This window comes from Psychrobacter fulvigenes, assembly GCF_904846155.1.
Lineage (GTDB): Bacteria > Pseudomonadota > Gammaproteobacteria > Pseudomonadales > Moraxellaceae > Psychrobacter > Psychrobacter fulvigenes.
This window is the reverse complement of record NZ_CAJGZP010000001.1, coordinates 2,782,423-2,800,348: the sequence shown is the minus strand read 5'-3', so window position 1 is coordinate 2,800,348 and position 17,926 is coordinate 2,782,423. Positions and strand designations below refer to the sequence as shown.

The 17,926-nt window shown below is 44.3% G+C and carries 16 protein-coding genes; 5 read left to right on the top strand and 11 right to left on the bottom strand.

The window, feature by feature from the left end; translation table 11 throughout:
- Positions 1 to 541 precede the first annotated feature (541 nt).
- A complete protein-coding gene (locus JMX03_RS11870; protein WP_201596947.1) occupies positions 542 to 1,177 on the top strand; it encodes a BLUF domain-containing protein in 636 nt (211 codons plus the stop codon).
- Between the two features lie 91 nt (positions 1,178 to 1,268).
- On the opposite strand, the gene JMX03_RS11865 is transcribed toward JMX03_RS11870, so the two are convergent.
- Complete coding sequence (locus JMX03_RS11865) at positions 1,269 to 2,714, bottom strand: FAD-binding oxidoreductase (protein WP_201596945.1); 1,446 nt, start codon at positions 2,712 to 2,714, stop codon at positions 1,269 to 1,271.
- 507 nt (positions 2,715 to 3,221) lie between these two features.
- Between JMX03_RS11865 and serA the strand changes: the two genes are divergently transcribed.
- The gene (gene serA, locus JMX03_RS11860) at positions 3,222 to 4,448 is read left to right on the top strand and encodes a phosphoglycerate dehydrogenase (RefSeq protein WP_201573931.1); all 1,227 of its coding nucleotides are present in this window, start codon (positions 3,222 to 3,224) and stop codon (positions 4,446 to 4,448) included.
- A 269-nt stretch (positions 4,449 to 4,717) separates the two neighbouring features.
- On the opposite strand, the gene trhO is transcribed toward serA, so the two are convergent.
- The gene (gene trhO / locus JMX03_RS11855) at positions 4,718 to 5,779 is read right to left on the bottom strand and encodes an oxygen-dependent tRNA uridine(34) hydroxylase TrhO (protein WP_201596943.1); all 1,062 of its coding nucleotides are present in this window, start codon (positions 5,777 to 5,779) and stop codon (positions 4,718 to 4,720) included.
- A 273-nt stretch (positions 5,780 to 6,052) separates the two neighbouring features.
- Here trhO and JMX03_RS11850 point away from each other — a divergent pair, with 273 nt between their 5' ends.
- On the top strand, positions 6,053 to 6,649 hold the full coding sequence (locus tag JMX03_RS11850) for a peroxidase-related enzyme (RefSeq protein ID WP_201596941.1): 597 nt from the start codon (positions 6,053 to 6,055) through the stop codon (positions 6,647 to 6,649).
- 153 nt (positions 6,650 to 6,802) lie between these two features.
- Here JMX03_RS11850 and JMX03_RS11845 read toward each other — a convergent pair whose 3' ends face one another.
- The 3 genes from JMX03_RS11845 to metX form a co-directional block, all read right to left on the bottom strand.
- Positions 6,803 to 7,384 (bottom strand): tetratricopeptide repeat protein, encoded by a 582-nt coding sequence (locus JMX03_RS11845; protein WP_201573934.1) that lies wholly within the window; start codon positions 7,382 to 7,384, stop codon positions 6,803 to 6,805.
- A 481-nt stretch (positions 7,385 to 7,865) separates the two neighbouring features.
- Complete coding sequence (gene metW / locus JMX03_RS11840) at positions 7,866 to 8,477, bottom strand: methionine biosynthesis protein MetW (RefSeq protein WP_201596939.1); 612 nt, start codon at positions 8,475 to 8,477, stop codon at positions 7,866 to 7,868.
- The gene (gene metX, locus JMX03_RS11835; RefSeq protein ID WP_227695932.1) at positions 8,474 to 9,796 is read right to left on the bottom strand and encodes a homoserine O-acetyltransferase MetX; all 1,323 of its coding nucleotides are present in this window, start codon (positions 9,794 to 9,796) and stop codon (positions 8,474 to 8,476) included. Before metX ends, metW begins: the two co-directional genes overlap by 4 nt.
- A 362-nt stretch (positions 9,797 to 10,158) precedes the next feature.
- Here metX and hemH point away from each other — a divergent pair, with 362 nt between their 5' ends.
- Positions 10,159 to 11,178: a ferrochelatase gene (gene hemH / locus JMX03_RS11830; RefSeq protein ID WP_201596936.1), complete on the top strand. Its 1,020-nt coding sequence runs from the start codon at positions 10,159 to 10,161 to the stop codon at positions 11,176 to 11,178.
- 97 nt (positions 11,179 to 11,275) lie between these two features.
- On the opposite strand, the gene JMX03_RS11825 is transcribed toward hemH, so the two are convergent.
- Positions 11,276 to 11,593, bottom strand: coding sequence for a hypothetical protein (locus tag JMX03_RS11825; RefSeq protein WP_201596935.1), 318 nt, complete (start codon positions 11,591 to 11,593; stop codon positions 11,276 to 11,278).
- Positions 11,594 to 11,735: 142 nt separating this feature from the next.
- On the opposite strand from JMX03_RS11825, the gene JMX03_RS11820 reads away from it, so the two are divergent.
- Positions 11,736 to 13,037: a right-handed parallel beta-helix repeat-containing protein gene (locus JMX03_RS11820; RefSeq protein ID WP_201596934.1), complete on the top strand. Its 1,302-nt coding sequence runs from the start codon at positions 11,736 to 11,738 to the stop codon at positions 13,035 to 13,037.
- A 208-nt stretch (positions 13,038 to 13,245) separates the two neighbouring features.
- On the opposite strand, the gene JMX03_RS11815 is transcribed toward JMX03_RS11820, so the two are convergent.
- The 5 genes from JMX03_RS11815 to JMX03_RS11795 form a co-directional block, all read right to left on the bottom strand.
- Complete coding sequence (locus JMX03_RS11815) at positions 13,246 to 14,031, bottom strand: SDR family NAD(P)-dependent oxidoreductase (RefSeq protein WP_201596933.1); 786 nt, start codon at positions 14,029 to 14,031, stop codon at positions 13,246 to 13,248.
- Between the two features lie 208 nt (positions 14,032 to 14,239).
- A complete protein-coding gene (locus JMX03_RS11810; protein WP_227695663.1) occupies positions 14,240 to 14,692 on the bottom strand; it encodes a hypothetical protein in 453 nt (150 codons plus the stop codon).
- Between the two features lie 302 nt (positions 14,693 to 14,994).
- Positions 14,995 to 16,155 carry a hypothetical protein gene (locus JMX03_RS11805; RefSeq protein WP_201596932.1) on the bottom strand — a complete coding sequence of 387 codons (1,161 nt, stop codon included), beginning with the start codon at positions 16,153 to 16,155 and terminating at the stop codon, positions 14,995 to 14,997.
- Positions 16,156 to 16,399: 244 nt separating this feature from the next.
- Positions 16,400 to 17,008 (bottom strand): ABC transporter ATP-binding protein, encoded by a 609-nt coding sequence (locus JMX03_RS11800; RefSeq protein WP_201596930.1) that lies wholly within the window; start codon positions 17,006 to 17,008, stop codon positions 16,400 to 16,402.
- On the bottom strand, positions 16,998 to 17,921 hold the full coding sequence (locus tag JMX03_RS11795; protein WP_201596928.1) for an ABC transporter ATP-binding protein: 924 nt from the start codon (positions 17,919 to 17,921) through the stop codon (positions 16,998 to 17,000). Before JMX03_RS11795 ends, JMX03_RS11800 begins: the two co-directional genes overlap by 11 nt.
- Between the last annotated feature and the right edge of the window lie 5 nt (positions 17,922 to 17,926).

Here is a 17,926-nt window from a genome sequence, read left to right as displayed (position 1 = left end):
AAACCTGAATTTAATGTGACAAAATCTACAAAAGTCTAGCAATGGTGTTATATAACGGTTACAATTATTTATCTTTGTATTTACAATGAGTTATCGAATCTAAGTTAGTCAGTCATGCTTTATGGTTGGCCCAGATATTATTAGGTAATAGCCCTTAAATGAATGAGCCATGCAAAGATTTGCATGATCTATATTACTACTTAACTACTTATTAAGATTGATGTTTATTAGGTTCGCTATTCTATCAATCTAAATGGGTAATGACAGCCTAGCATGGTAAAAATATGCTACGTTTTTGTCACTTGTAGTCAATCTACTATAAAAGAGTGACAGCGTTAACTTTATTTGAAGTGTTCTACACATCTACACTCAGCTGTCTTGTCTCTCTATTTAATTCACGACCATATACTTATAAATGTGCAGTGCGACCTATTTTAGAGTGTTTGTATTTTGACCTCATTAGCACGTTGATGACACGCCTTAAGTGAGTTGTTTTTTATTTTTGCCGACGATCAATGCGGCTATTCAGGATTGTTTTTTTATGCCACTGCAGCACACGGATACCGTTAGAGTCTTAGATACAATAGCAGACACCGCACTCATGCAACTGGTGTATGTCAGTAGTTTGAGTCTAAAAGGACGCTTGAGCTCATCAATATTTGTCGATTTGGAGAGACATGCACGTGTTTATAATACAGAGCGTGGTATCACAGGTATTCTATGTTATGGCAATGGTCATTTTTTGCAATGTATTGAAGGCGAAAAAGCAAAAGTATTGGCGCTACAGCAGCGTATATTTTCTGATGAGCGCCACAAGAATATAAAGGTGCTGTTACTCCAAGCGATAGATCAACGCAGATTTGTTGATTGGCGTATGCGCTCGTTGTTTTTGGAGCGCTGGTTATGGTCACCTGATACCAAGCAGCAGGCGTCGCAATTGGCCGTTTTTTTGCCATTCAAACCATACGACTGGGAGCCTGAGCGTACGCAGCAGTTTTTACAGGTCATCAAAAAATTCGATAACCCGCCCCATATCAAGGCCGCACGCCTTACTTATAGTGCACTAGCAAGCAAGTTTCGTCATATCATCGCTCCACACCAAGCTTTTTTGCTTATCCAGGGGTGTTTAGCGATACTTCTCGTCATTGCTATAATATTGGTGTATTTCCAGTTATAAACGCCATATAGCAGGGCGGTTCATAATAAAAAAGGCGCTAAGTTTATCTACTTAGCGCCTTTTGTTTATTTCAGTCATGCAAGGTCAGTCATTACATATCAAAAATCTTGCCACGATTCATAATATTGTTCGGATCAAACACCTGCTTAATTTGCTTCAGATACTCAATCTCAGTCTCACTGCGGCTATAATGCAGATACGGCTTTTTAGTCATGCCAACGCCATGCTCAGCAGACACGGAACCGCCGTACTTTTGTACCGTCTCAAACACCTGTTTATTCACTACCTGACAAGCGGCAAAAAAGTCATCCTTGCTTAAAGTTTCAGGCTTCAAGATATTCAGATGCAAGTTGCCATCACCGATATGACCGAACCAGCACACCTCAAAGTCAGGATAGTTACTGCTGACAATGTGGTCAATCTCATCGATAAAGTCAGGTACATGGCTTATCAGTACTGATACATCGTTTTTGTACGGGGTAAAGACTGAGATGGTCTCAGAGATATATTCTCGTAGCTTCCACAGCTCTTCAGCTTGCGTCAGACTCTGACTCATCACCCCATCAACGACCCAGCCTTGCTCCATGCAATGCTCAAAGATGGCCATGGCTTTATCCATGATGGGCTCATACGGTGCTTCAAACTCTAGTAAGGTATAGAACTTGGTGCGTGATTCAAATGGCTCTTGTACTTGACCATGCGCCATCAGCTTATCAACTGCCACGTCATCAAAGAATTCAAACGCCGTCAAATCAATCTGCGCTTGAAAGGCAGACAGCACATTCATGACATCACTAAAGTTGTCCATACCCAGCACCATGACGTTTAAGTCTTGGGGCTGACGCTCAAGCTTGACCTGCGCGTGAGTGACGAGTCCAAGCGTGCCCTCAGAACCGATAAACAATTGACGTAAGTCGTAACCGGTGGCGTTCTTAATCATACCGCGATTCAGATGCAGAATATCGCCTTTACCAGTGACCACGGTCAATCCCATGATCCATTGACGGGTCATGCCGTAACGAATGACTTTGATACCGCCGGCATTGGTACCGATATTACCGCCCATTTGACTAGAGCCAGCGGAAGCAAAGTCGACAGGATAGTAGAGGTCTTTTGACTCGGCGAACTCTTGCAGCTGCTGGGTGATGACGCCAGCTTCAATCTCAACCATGCGATCAGCAGGATAGAACTGTCCGATACGGTTCATCTTATCCATGCTGACGACAATCTCACCGTTAGACGCGACTGCGCCTGCAGAGAGACCCGTACGGCCGCCACTTGGGGTCAATACGATGTTGTGCTCATTGGCAAGGAGTACAATCGCTTGTACTTGCTCGGTGGTCTTTGGAAAGACGATGGCAGACGCAGCAGGAGCGAAGTGTTTGGTCCAGTCTTTGCCCCAGTGCTCTAGGCTCTCAGCATCAGTTTTGATTTGGCTGGGGTCGAACTGATGAATGTCTATAAGGCTGCTTAGAATCGTAGTCACAGCGTCAGTGCCAGTAGCAGGAGTGGTAGGTTGTGATGGATATGGGGTCATGGTCAGATCTCTATAAAAACGTTAATACGGTGCTTATTTATTTTGGTGCTTTAATAACTGCGAGCTGAGTAATATAGTTGATACACTTTAAAACCGATACCGTGCTACTGGTATAAACTTTGTGCAGCCTCTGGAGTGCGAAGCGCACAGCAAGCAAGGAAAATTTGTACCAGTAGCATGACAATATAAACATATCGATTTTATTTCGAACTGATTATATAAGGCAAAGTTTAACATATAAGTATGGTGCAAGAATCAGCAGTATATGATGTTAGCAAGACAAGAGCGCCTATTGTGAGTCTTTAGGTACTATAAACACCATAAAAAAGGGTGCATCAAAGATTCAGACATCATCGTTCACAATATCATAAATAAATTTCAGGCTTGATAAGCAATAATTCACCTAATGCCCCTAACATCATTGTGAAATTTTGTGTAAGATAACCGCACTGTTTTCGTTTCACCTATCGTAGATTTTTTAAAAGACAATTATAGGACAGTTCTCACATGGCGCTATCACTGCAAAAAGACAAGATTCGGTTTTTATTACTCGAAGGCGTGCACGAAAATGCACTCAAAGTACTAGAAAAAGCGGGCTACCAAAACATCGAATATCTCAGCCACGCGCTGGATCAAGATGAGCTGATCGAAAAGATCAAAGACGCCCATTTCGTCGGTATTCGTTCGCGTACTCAGCTGACGCGTGAAGTGCTTGAGCACGCCAAAAAACTGACTGGCATCGGCTGTTTTTGTATCGGTACCAACCAAGTAGATTTGGACGCGGCTCGTGAGCTGGGTATTCCAGTCTTTAACGCGCCATACTCTAATACCCGTTCAGTGGCTGAGTTGGTATTGGCTGAAGCGATCATGCTGTATCGCGGTATCCCTGAAAAAAATGCCGTTGTCCATCGTGGCGGCTGGGGTAAGTCTGCCAAAAACTCGCATGAAGTGCGTGGTAAAACCATCGGTATCGTAGGTTACGGCTCTATTGGCTCACAGCTGTCTGTATTGGCAGAGAGCTTCGGTATGAAAGTCATCTATCATGATGTTGTGACCAAACTACCGCTCGGTAACGCTCATCAAGTAGGGAGCTTAGAGGAGCTGCTATCAACTGCTGACATCGTGACCTTGCATGTGCCTGACGTACCAAGCACTCGCTATATGATGAAAGCAGAGCAGTTCGCGCAGATGAAAGAAGGCAGCTACTTTATCAACGCGGCACGTGGTACTTGTGTTGAGATTGACGATCTAGCAGCAGCATTAGAATCAGGTAAAGTCTTGGGCGCAGCAATCGATGTGTTCCCGAAAGAGCCAAAATCTGCTGATGAAGAGTTTGAGTCACCGCTACGTAAGTTTGATAATGTCATCTTGACGCCGCACATTGGTGGTTCTACGCAAGAAGCGCAGGCCAATATCGGTCTAGAAGTCGCAGAGAAGTTCGTTAAATACTCTGATCAAGGCGATACTGTTACTGCGGTGAACTTCCCAGAAGTTTCGATTCCGTTCAAGGAAGGCACGCATCGCTTACTACATATCCACAAAAACGTGCCAGGTGTCTTGTCACAGATCAACCGTCTGTTTGCAGAAGCGCATATCAACATTTTGGCGCAGAGCCTCATGACTGAAGGCGATGTGGGTTATCTAGTGATGGACGTGGATTATCACGATTCCACAGCTGCTCTAGATCAGCTAAAAGACGTGGAAGAAACCATCCGCGTGCGTATCTTGTTCTAGAGTAAAGCTTTATCGTTTAACTTTATGGCAGATGTAATTCGTCCAAAATAAAAAAGAGACAGTCAAAAAGCGTTCTGCTGGTATAAACCTTTCCTTGCTTGCTGTGCGCTATGCACTCCAGAGGCTTCGAAAAGTTCATCCCAGCAGCACTGTATTCTTTTTGAATTAGCTCGACTATATCAATAAAAAGAGATGCTCTATTAATAGGGCATCTCTTTTTTATGGTTAATCATTTAAAAGTTTAACAACTCAAATAGTAGGCTCTTAATTTAACCTGCTTTTTCTTTATTGGCTGCATCTGCCTGACGACGCGCTTCAAGCTTAGCCGCTTTGCGTTTTTCAATCACCTCAATGACTTCGCTGCCGATATGCGTTTCACCGCGCTGCTTGGCCAGTTGCATTTGATGCTCGCGCTCACGGAAACGCGCTTTTTGCTCTTCAGTAGCCTTACCTATACAGTGCGGGCAAGACTCGCCTTTGATATAAGCAGGCGTTTGCTTATCTTCTTCAGTGATGGGCATACGGCAGGCAAAGCACTGATCATAATCCCCTTTTTCTAAATCGTGATTGACTGAGACGCGATTATCAAAAACGAAGCATTCGCCTTGCCACATAGAGTCGCTAGCAGGTACTTCTTCTAGGTATTTTAGGATACCGCCCTCTAAATGATAGACCTCTTCAAAGCCTTGCTGACGCATAAAGGCGGTTGATTTTTCGCAGCGAATACCGCCAGTACAGAACATCGCTACTTTTTTATGCTTGCTAGGATCCAGCTCTTTGGCGACGTAATCTGGGAACTCACGAAAGGTCTCAGTGTTTGGATTGACGGCATTTTCAAAGGTGCCGATTTGTACTTCATAGTCGTTACGGGTATCGATCAAGATAATGTCAGGGTCTGAAATTAGCGCATTCCACTCGCTTGGTTTTACATAACGACCGACTGACTGTAGCGGATCGATATCCTCCACACCCATGGTGACGATTTCTTTTTTGAGCTTTACTTTGGTACGGTAAAAAGGCTGAGCATCCGTATAGGATTCTTTAAACTCAAAGTTACCAATCGCTTCAATGCTCCGTAGGTACTCAAGGACGTTGTCGATACCTTGGCGGCTACCTGAGATAGTCCCGTTAATACCTTCTGAAGCCAATAGTAAAGTGCCTTTTACTTCATTATCGAGCATGGCGTTTAAGATAGGCTGACGATACTGCTCGAAGTCGGCAAAACGGGTAAATTTATAGAGCGCGGCAACGACGATATTGTTGGTCACGCTATCATATTCGGTGGCTTTTTTGGGTGTGGCTGATGGTGGTGCAGTGTTGATGGTGCTCATGGGTGTCTCCTGCTGGCTAGGTCGCAAACCTAGTGCAATGGGTTAAAAGTGTTGTCTATAACATTGGCACAGTTGTGGATTTGGCCAAATGTTGGCGCAGTGTAGCAAATTTAGCGCGGTTTTTGAATGTTTTATCAAAGCGTGTCACCAATCCATCTAAATGACGATACGCCCTAAGCTGACCCATATCAATTGAGATGTTTTTTGACTGTTTATTACTGATTTATAAAGGTAGACTATATAACAATAAAACCCTGTCAATGGAGATGACATATGAGTAACGCTTCTACAAGCACGCCCATCAGCAGCTATCCTGTTCCTGATTTAGATAGCCTGCCTGCTGATATCCTTGAACGTATCTTAGCAGTACAAGAAAAAGCCAAATTCATTCCAAACGTGTTTTTAGCGCTGGCGTATCGCCCAGCAGAGTTCAGAGCGTTCTTTGCTTATTATGATGCCGTGATGGAGCGAGAGGACAGCACGCTAAGCCCAGCCGAAAAGGAGATGATCATTGTTGCTACCAGTGCCGCTAATGGTTGCCAATACTGCGTTATCGCTCATGGTGCGCTACTGCGAGTGTTTGCAAAAGAGCCGCTGCTAGCAGATCAAATAGCAATCAATTACTTGCATGCGCCGATCAGCCCTAAACAAAAAGCCATGCTGGCGTTTTCAGTCAAGCTCTGTCGCACCCCGGAACTTGTTCAAGAGACAGACTATGCTGCACTTCGAGAGCACGGTTATGATGAGGAAGATATCTTGGACATTGCTGGTATCACCGCGTTTTTTGGCTTGTCTAATAGAATGGCAATTGTGATGAGTATGCAGTCGAATGCAGAGTTCTATACCATGGCGCGCACGCCGAGGGAGTAAAGGATTAAGGAACTATGGTAACCAGTTAACGTAAGTATTCATCATATAAATTGTTCATCATGTAAACACAAAAAATCCAGCCAATCAGCTGGATTTTTCACTCTCAAATTTTTTACTTCAAATCAAAACTGTTTTTATTTTATCTGCTCTAGCTTATCTACTCTGGAACCAGCTATCCGCTTGGCTACGAGCACTCGCGATGTCTGAGCTCGATAAGTTCAATGCCAATTGACCAATCTTACCGCGAGCTTTATTGCGTACTTTGTCGTCGAGCATGCCATCACGCGCTGCTAAGTCATACCATTTATAGGCGTCGACTAGGTTTTTTTGTTTCTCGTCGAGCAGTGCAAGCGTATAGCTGGCACGGTTATCACCACGCATGGCGGCTTTTTCTAACCAGTGACGAGCTTGTTGCAAGTTGGGTTGTACACCTTCGCCACGTAAGTACATGATTGCAAGGTTCAGCTGAGCAGGGGCTACGCCTTGTTCTGCTGCGCGTGTGTACCATTGCACCGCTTGCTGAGTGTTTTTGGTGATATCCTGGCCTTTTTGTAGGCGCTTAGCAAGATAGAACTGAGCATGATCATTGCCTTGGTTGGCACGGGCGGTCAGCTCACTGACACTCATGATCTCAAAACGTGAGACATCTAATGGTACGTTTGAAATCAATTCAGCATTGGCAAGACCAGCGCAAGAGAATGCAGCGGTAAATAATGCAGCTTTTAACAGTTTCATAGCAGCTCCAAAGATAGGCAGTTGATAAGTAGCTAAACGATAAAACAATGCCTGCAGAACAGTAAGTCTATACGGCAATGATGAGTCGATAGTAACTACTAAAAAATAATAGTTAAAGAGTCATGGTCAGATGCTAGTGATTAAACCATATGTTGTTATCAGCATTTATCTATTTTGTTTAATAGTCGTTATCTAATATCAACAGATAAATAGGTTGCAAGAAGGATGCCATTGACAATATTTCGTAAGCTTAACACCCGAAGTTACGAAACTCAAATACTAATTACCCAGTTTAACGCGATTTTGACGATAATAGTATGTAACAAAATCATGCAGTTACCAGATAGTAAGTAAACCTATACGATAGATGGCTATTTATTAAGCTGTCAATTAACTCAGCAAAAAGCCAGTAAGGCGAATGAGCTGCTGGACTTATGTTCTATGTTCGCCTTACTTTTGCCTTTGTTTCCTGCATTATATTCTATTTGTGCTTGGTTACCCGATAGATAGCGACATCCGCCAATAAGTTGGGCGCTTGTCGTATCAACGTGGTCATCAGCGGTGAATGACCTTTATTAGAATCACTGACGGCGAAGCGATTGATGATATCAATATCATGCTGCGCGCATAGCTCTTCAAAGTCTTTAAAGGTACACAGATGAATATTGGGGGTGTTATACCATTCATAAGGCAATGCTTCTGACACTGGCATCAGCCCCTTTAGGCCTAAGTGCAGACGGTTTTGCCAATGCGCAAAGTTCGGGAAGGTAATGACGGCCTCGCGGGCAACTCGTAGCATATCGAGCAAGAGCACGTCAGGTGCTTTGACTGCCTGTAGCGCCCGTGCCATGACCACGGTATCAAAGCTGTCATCGGCAAATCGGCCAAGTCCATCATTGAGGTCTTGCTCGACGATGGATAAGCCTTTAGCGATGGCTTCATTGATTTTGTCTTCGTCAATCTCAAGTCCATAGCCCGTCACGCCTAGGTTTTGCTGCAAATGTGCGAGCAAATCACCATTGCCACAACCCAAATCTAGAATATGTGACTTGGGAGCAATCCAGCGTTCGGCCAGCTGATGATCCATTCTCATGAGCGTTCTCCTCTAGCTGTCAGGCTGTTCGTGATAAACGGCGCGGTCAAAAAGCCTTCAACGGCGACCATATAGCGGGGAATATCGAATAAAAAGGAATCGTGGCCATGTGGCGCATCGACATTGATATAGCTGACAGGTTTACCAGTTGCCATCAGTGCATCGACGATTTCTTGTGAGCGTTCAGGGGCGAAGCGCCAGTCAGTGGTAAATGACACGACTAGATACTGACACTTGGTATGTGCAAATGCGGCTTTTAGAGCGCTCAGCTCACGTTGGCTTTCATCGGTGTCTTGTTTATCAATGTCTTGTTTATCAGTGTCATTATGTTGATCAATACCATTATGATTTTGACTGTTGTCATCGACATCGCGGTCAACAACTTGCTCAGCATAGCCACGGGTCGGATCGAAATAATCTAAGGCTTTGGTCATCAGCAGGTAAGTGTTGGCGTCGAAGTTTTTGCTAAAGCGTTCGCCTTGATAGCGCAGGTAGCTTTCGACTTGGAACTCGACATCATAGCCATACATGAACTTGCCAGACTTTAGATCACGGCCAAACTTGGCTTTCATCGCATCATCGGTCAAATAAGTAATATGACCAACCATGCGTGCCAATATCAGTCCGCGACGTGGATAAGTGTCTGCTTGCAGGTAACGTCCATCTTTGAAGTCAGGGTCAGATAATATCGACTGCCGCGCGACCTCATTAAAGCCAATATTCTGTGCTGATAATTTGGGTGTACAGGCGATGACCACGCAGCGCTTTAGCCGATCGGGATAATCGACCGACCATTGCAGCGCTTGCATACCGCCCATCGAGCCACCAACGATGGCATGCCAGACGTCAATGCCAAGACGATCTGAGAGCATGGCTTGGGTTTTTACCCAGTCTTTTATCGTCACTAAGGGAAAATCAGGACCATAAACTTGTGGTTCGCCGCCATTTTTGCTGCTATCAGGGTTGATGGTCGTCGGACCCGTAGAGCCAAAGCAGCTGCCGATATTATTGACACAAACCACAAAAAAGCGATTGGTGTCGATGGCTTTATTGGGGCCAATCATATTGTCCCACCAGCCTGGTTTTTTATCGTCGCTGCTATGGAAGCCTGCCGCATGATGACTGCCAGATAAGGCGTGGCAGATCAGAATGGCATTGGATTTATCTTCGTTGAGCGACCCGTAAGTTTCGATGACCAAGTCAAACGAGGATAAAGTGCGATTGCACTCCAACGTCAATGGCTCTGCAAAGTGCAGTGTTTGGGGGGTAACAATGCCAACTGAACCAACTAAGTCAACTGTATTGGCGGAGTCATCCAAGTTAGGGTGGTCTTTGGGTGAATTGTCATTGGTACTATCAGTACGTGCTCTCAAGGCTACCTCGCAAGACAACAGTTATCAATAAAATAAATAGACGGCAATGTGCGTATCTGCACTCTGCCTACACACTATGTGCGTCTATTGTAGGGCGATGCGCGTATGAGTACAACCGTCATGCTCAGACTTTATTTTTATAGAAGTATCAAATTGTATAAGCGCGGCTTTTACGGTGCGTTATCAAGGGATAAAATGCTACACTAATAAGCGTTTAAATTAACAATGCCTTAATAGTCTTTTATCTCATAGTTTTTGATATTTTTTAGTCATTTTCTCTAATAACTTATTAATAAAATAGTGCTCTTATGAAACCTGAACTGCCCCCACGTATTGCCGTCCTATTAGTGAACCTCGGCACGCCAGATGAGCCAACAGCGCCTGCCGTCCGCCGCTATCTAAAACAGTTTTTATCAGACCCACGTGTGATTGAAATCCCGCAATTCTTATGGGCGATCATCCTTAACCTGTTTGTATTGCCAAGCCGCCCCAAGCGAGTGGCAGAAGCTTATGCCAGTATTTGGGAAGGTGACTCGCCGATTCGTAACATCCTAAAAAAACAAGTAGAGCTATTGCAGCCGCGTTTGGCGGATAGTGCCGCGCCATTTCGGGTGTCCGTGCATCCTGCAATGAGCTATGGTAATCCAGGCCTGCCTGATGTGATGGATACTTTGCGTGCTGAGGGCGTTGATCATTTCGTCATCTTGCCGTTATTCCCACAATACTCAGCGACATCAGGCGGCGCAGTATATGACGCTTTGACGAAGTGGACACTGAAGCAGCGTAATTTGCCCAATTATACAATAGTGAAGGATTACTTTGCCCATCCGCTTTATATTCAGGCATTGGCAAACTCGATTCGCCGTTTCCAAGCTGAGCATGGCAAGCCTGAAAAGTTGATGTTTAGCTTTCACGGTATTCCGCAGCCCTATGCTGATAAAGGCGATCCGTATCCCAAACGTTGTAAATGTACCGCCGCGCAAGTCGCGCATGCGCTAGGATTGCAAGACGATGAATGGATCATCAGCTTTCAGTCGCGCTTTGGTAAGCAAGAGTGGGTCAAGCCTTATACCGATGTGGTGCTAGAGGACTGGGGCAAGTCTGGTGTGAATTCAGTTCAAGTCATCAGTCCTGCATTCTCCGCTGATTGTCTGGAGACGCTAGAAGAGTTGGCCATTGAAAACCGTGATAACTTCATTAATGCTGGCGGGAAGGAGTATCATTATATTCCTGCACTCAATGCCGATGACGCACATATTGATTTATTGGAAGCGTTAAGTAAGCCCTTGGTACAAGGCTGGGCGGGCACGCTGGATGGTTGGGCTTAATTAAATGATTTATCTAAATGATAAAAAATACCGAACATCACGTTCGGTATTTTTTTGTCTAAATTCTTTTCTACTTTATTATCATTGAACGACTGATTTATAAGTCATCACTATTGCTACGTTCTGCCGCTTCTTTATCGGCAATATCGACGATATCAGGATAGTCGCTGTCATCGAGATTGCCTTCCACCAACAATTCATCCACTTGCGCCTCATCAACGTTTTGACGATGCATGGGGGTGAGGCCTTGGGTTGCGTCACTGCCAACTTCTGAATTATCGAATCCTGCGCTATTGTCAATCACATCTTGATTATCAATCGTGTGTAGCATTGGATTGTCCAGATCGACTCGTTGATTGTCATTGCTATCGATACGGTCTTGCTCATCTGGAAGTGGGGTTTTTGAGTTATCCATAAATCATTCCTTTTATATTATTAGCGTTGATTGTTATTTATATCTTGGCTAACAGTGTGCCGCGTTATGATAGGTTCTAATAGTGGTAAGGTGTCACAGGATGTTCAAAAAATGTAAGACAGCCAATATCGAGGGCAAGTAAATGTTAGCAATCTATAAATTATTTCTCAAAGCGTCTTTGATGAGTGGGATGGCAGGCTTGGTTTTAGGGCTGACAGCTTGCGAACGTCTGCCTTTTGCCAATAGTGATAGCAACTTCGATGAAGTAACACTCAATCAGCCAATCACCATTGATGCCAAGCTACCGGCAGCCACCACAACGATAGATTGTACACAATTGACTCCCAAGCAGACGGTAACAGTAAAAGGTCATAGCGCACTGAGCAAAGGCTGTGATTTAACAGGCCAGTCGATACGCTTTGAGCTTAATGAGTCACACAGCTCGCTCGACTGTCAGGGGGCAGCGCTCAGTACCATGGCTGATGATCCATCAAAGGCCAGTGCGATTACCATTAAGCCCAAGACAGATATGGCTATCAAAGACATTGCGGTTGCCAACTGTCATGTGGATGGCTACGGACACGCGCTGCATATTCGTCAATATAGCAACCCCAATCAGCGTTACGCGAGCGGCTTTATAGACCCTGCTGCCAATCGCGCACTTGCCCCAAGAGACATTCAGGTGATGAATGTCAGTAGTCGTAATAGTATCAATAGTGGTATGTTTGTCGGTGATCATGTGCATGGCGTTACTTTTGATAAAGTATATATTCAAAACGCAGGGACTTTCGGACTATATTTAGAGTTTGGTAGCCGTGATAATGTGATCAAAAACTCGGTGTTTGTCGGAAATGGCTTTCGCAGCTTTAAGCCCAATCGCGAGGCCATTGCGATTGATTCTTCGAGTAATAATCGCATTGAGAATAATGAGTTTATTCATAATGGCGCAGGTAGTGTATTGCTGTATCGCAATTGCTTTGAGCATGCCGATGATCCGACGCGCAGCAACCATTTTAAGCGTACCGAATCGAGCCGTGACAATGTTATACGCGGCAATATTTTTAAAGATGAGCCAGTCGGTGTTTGGGTGGCGTCAAGGCAGTCGCGCAACCTAAAGGGATTTAATTGCGGTGCTTATTTGGTTAAGAAAACGCTCTTTGCCAGCTATCATTTAGACAGCGCCAAAGATAATCAGATTATCGATAATCGTTTTGAGCAAGTAGAGCAGGGCATTATCGTCGAGGATGACGGTACGCTTATTAGCGGCAATCAGTTTGCCGCGACAGTAGGGACACCTATCGTTGTCGGCTCCAAAATTCGTGAAGACAGCTCGGCAGGGGCGATAACAGGCACGGTTATTATAGATAATATTTTCACCGATAAAACGACTAAGCAAGCCATCAAGATTCGAGCCGCAAGCAAAACGGCCACCGAAATTCGGTAGCCGTTTTATTTATCATACTTTGTTAAAAAGCAATTTTTCTTAACAGGTTACTATAGTTAATCCTAAATAAAACTGCCACGCTCTATGTCGCGTGCTACTGGTATTCATTTCCCTTGCGTGCTGTGCCTACGCCGACAGAGGCTGCGCGAAATGAATACCAGTAGCACTGTATTTATCTTAAAGTGGATCGACTATATTTAATAAGATGCTACCCACCAATTTTACGGTTCACGAAGCGTATGATAGGATCAGGCGTGACTTGTGCCAAGGTCTGAAATACTTTCGCTGGCAGGCCAACAGAGTAGTGTATCCCTTTGATTTTACGATTGGAGCTGGTGCTTAACTTGTACAAGGTTTTCGCCACATCATTGACCGTTAAGTTAATACCTAAACGCCCAATACTCTTGACCTCAATGCCTTTGGTCATATCGGATTTGACCCACAGCGGCATCACATCGATGACCTTAATGCCAAGTTTGGCATATTCAATATTGAGCCCTTCAGTCAAGCCGCGCACAAAAAACTTACTGGCAGAATAAGCGGCGACTTCCGGTTGTCCGTAAATAGCAGAAGCAGAAGAGACGTTGATAATTTTACCCTCTTTACTATCAGCCAGATAAGGCGCAAGCTTATGACAGCCAATGAGTACGCCCTTACAGTTGACGTCAATCAAAGACAACTGTTCCTCTAAATCTGTAGTTGGCAGTACACCACTGACGAGTACGCCAGCGTTATTGATTAAGATATCAATACCACCAAAGTTATCTATCATTTTTTCAATAGCATCATCCCACGAGTCAGGTTGGATCACATCAAGCTGACCAGTGACAATGCGCTTTTTTTTCAATGCTTTTTTAAAGGCTTTATCCTTGATAGCGTCTTCAAGCGTAGCGGTGTTAGTCGCGAATAGCCCTACATTGTGTCCCTTTAATGCCATTTTTTTGGCAGTCGCTAGACCGATACCGCGTGATGCGCCAGTAATTAATATATTCATAATGACTCACTTGATGGTTATTAACTTGATGATGACGAATAGATATTTAATTGTCATGATTGATACTTACTTTGAGTATAGCAAATTAACAGTAAAGGATTGTTGTGGAGATAAATACGGTTGTTAACGCTACTATCCGCTTGTATTTATATGGCTAAGGTAGTTTAGCTAGCCACTCATCGAGTTTGCCCCTATAAAGTATCTACTGTTACTGCGTCACTGTCTCAAAATTTAGCTTATTTGATAAGCAGGCTTCAAAGTCTATTAATTTGAAATTCCACAAATAAACCAAAGCAATACTATAAATAGTTGCTTCGGTCAGCTCTTCGATTATCGCGCCAAAGGCATGAGGGAACACGATGGCGTTCTCTCCCATATATTGAACTGTGGCTAATACTGCCACCACGAGATATAACGTGATAGGAGTGTTTTTTAGCACTGTCCAACAATAACGCCATGAATAAACGAGTAAGCCCACCATAAGAATATAGACAATTGTGAGTACGATATCTTCCCACCAGTCATAGGAATGGTTTAGTAATAAGAAGTCACTAGAAATAAACAAATCTGGCAGATGGTTTAACTCTCTACGAATAACAGCGAAGAAAACCAAGACTGAGGCCAGCCAAAAGTAACGACCCAACTTGATACGGCTCTGCACTATATACTGTGTACAGCGTAATAAACAGACTATTAAGATAATAGTGCTAGCGATTTCGATAATGCCATTTTCAGTAAAAATGCTGAACTCCTAATACACAAATAATAAAAAAGTGAGCGCAAAGGCTCACTAAATCATTTAAAAAATAAATTTAATAGGTCGCTATTATACCGTGAATTTCAGGGTAGTATCGTTATGGAATATAACTATCTAGTCAGAAAACACTATCAATGTAGTCAATCTATTCTGAGTCATTCTAAAGTTGCATACTATTGTCTTTAACCTGACAGCGCCATAGAATCCTAAAACAAAGCTTCCATGCGCAGCAGGGCAGAGAGGAAATGGTCTTTGTCCTCAGTTTTATCATTGTAATAATTTAGCTCTGTTTGCACATAAAGCCATTCGCGCCAAACTGGCTGGCGGTAGCTGATAGCCGGGCCGTAACTGTTGAGCAACTTTTTATCTGTATCAAAGTAACCACTGGTAGAGATACCGTAGGCCAGCTGCTTTTCATTACCCATATAATGTACTTGTCTGAGATCGTTGCCCCAATCTGTGCTTTCCTCATCGTCTCGATTGCGATAGCGAATGGTCGTGCGATTATTGATAAAGCGGTTGGCATCCGAGCCGTATTTTAGAGTGAGACCACCTCTGACATAGTGCTTACTATCGAGACCATAGCGATAGAAGTTGTCGTTGCTGACAGTGAGCCTATCGCCCTCATACCAGTTTTTATCCACGCTAATCTTGACATAAATATCGTCAACAGAGCGAACGCCAAGGTCTACATCTGTTTTTACACCCAGCTGCTTTTCGATCTCGTCATCAAAACGTGACCAACGTAGGGCGAGAGAAGCATTATCGTCTCGAGTCTGTCTGGTATTAACGAGTCTATCTTGGCGGTTGGTGGCTGCTTGGTCGGTGTCTCCTGCTGCACTTTGTTTTAAGAAGGTATCATCATCTAGGTCTTCATCACCAATGATTAGGCTGAAGCGTTCTTCTAGCACTGGTAGTCGTAAGCGACCACGAACTCTAGGTTCTACTGTGACGTCACTGCCCATTTTGGGGTCATTGGCCCAGCGCGTATCTAGCACCAGTCGTAAGCTGGCTCTGGCTGGTTTCTCTGGCTCTGGCTCGCCGAACCAACCATCCATATTGTTTGCACATTCATTCAATTTATCTTTGACGTCTTTTCGTTTGTCGTCCGTCCATCCCCATTTTTCACTATTTGGCTCAGGAGACAAATCTGCAGTCTTATCGTCGAAATGAGCAGACGTTAAAAGGGTGTCTATTTCTGCTGTCGCTTCTTCAGATAAAGTGTCAGAGGCTGCTTGCACTGATGATTCGTTTGTGGTGTCAGCTTCTGCTGCTGCGTTAGTATTGACAGAAGTTTCAGCAATTGCAGGAGTCAATAGACCAATGCTGAAACAGCACAGAATACTGATAGAAAATAATTTGGTCATAGCGAGGTTCGTTTGCTTCTCTGATATCGGTTTCTTTCAGACTGATATGAATAAATAATACCAAACCCAAAAAGTGCGATTAACTTTGTCAAACTTGCTAAGTCTACTAGGTGTAGTACTTGCACAAGTTTTCCGCGTTACTCTAATTTTTGGAAATGATATAAGAAGCGATTATGGCATACATTGACGGGGAATTGAGGATGGGATGGTGTGGAAGAATGAGATATAACGAGTTTTTAAATGATTATAAACTAAGATCTTTCAAGTTGATCACACGATGACAAAGCCTAGCGACCAGAGCGGCGTCATGACTCACGACCAGTATACCGACGTCACTATGCTCAAACCTCTCAAGCACCGCTTGCCAAATCTGCGCTTGCGTAATCGCATCAAGCATGGTTGTCATCTCGTCAGCAATGAGAAACTTCGTCTTTGGCCCAAGCGCCCTTGCCACACAGAACCGCTGCAGCTCGCCTCCTGATAGCTCCCTCGGAAAGCGCGTAAACCATTCTTCTTCAATCCCTAATAAATCTAACAATTCTTTATTAGGTTCCCAACCTTCATTAAGCACTTTCCACATTTTCCAGCGTGGGTTCACCGCTTTTTCAGGATGCTGAAAAACCAATTGCACAGGATGATAGGCTTTTTTAGAGATAGCTGACCCATTCAGCGTGACGCTTCCTTCTAAGGCCGCTTCATAACCCGATAAAATGCGACAAAGAGTTGTTTTACCTGAGCCACTAGGCCCCACCAGCCCCACTATTTCACCTGACTTTATCGTTATATTCACTCCTCGAAATAACCAAGGGCTATCTTCGTAGCGAAATCCAATATTTTTAGCTTCAAGTCGCATGCAGACACCTTACTTTTCCTTCACGAAGATCTCGCATGTCTGGCTGTACTTCGCTGCAGTCAGGTATCATAAGCGCACAGCGCGGCGCAAATAAGCAACCGGGCGGAAGGCCAGTTGCTTTAGGCTGCGAACCTGCAATGGGTATAAAATCGTTTTGTGGCAATGCACGCCATAATGCTCTGCTGTAAGGGTGACGCAGTCTGCTACCGTCTCCCGTAAAATCTTCTACTGATGCGACTTCAAGCGTCGTCCCTGCATAAAAAACAGCGATTCGATCGGCGATTTGCAGCGCCGCTTCAATGTCGTGGGTAATGAACATAATGGTGCGCCCCTCGTCAGCCAGATCTCGAAAGCTTTGCAGCGCCTCCTTGATGACCACAGGATCAAGTCCGGGCGTTGGTTCATCGGCAATAATAAGCTTAGCATCTCTGACAATGGCAGTCGATAACAGGGTTCTGCGCGCCATACCGCCAGAGAGCTCAAAAGGGTACATGTCTTCAACTTCTGGGGCTAAATGCAGGCGCTCAAACGTTTCTCTTTGCGCCTTAATGGTTGCTTTATCGTTTGCAGGCGATCTGACTTGCTTACCTATGCGCATAAGGGGATTGAGAAAATTAACGGATTGCGGAATCAAGGCAATCTCGCTGGCACGTAATAATTCTTGGCGCTCAGCCGTCAAGGCTTCACCCTTATATTTAATGCTGCCACTCACGTTCGCATTAGACGGCAAAATACCCAAAATGGAGTGGGCAAGTAAACTCTTTCCTGAGCCACTTGCTCCAACAATCGCTAGTATTTCACCCTTTTTTAGGCTCACATCTAAACCTGAGACGACATTAAGCTCCCTTTGTTTTAACCCACCTGTATATTGGTTAAACGATATCGATAAATCGTTTACTTCTAGAATGTCCATCTATT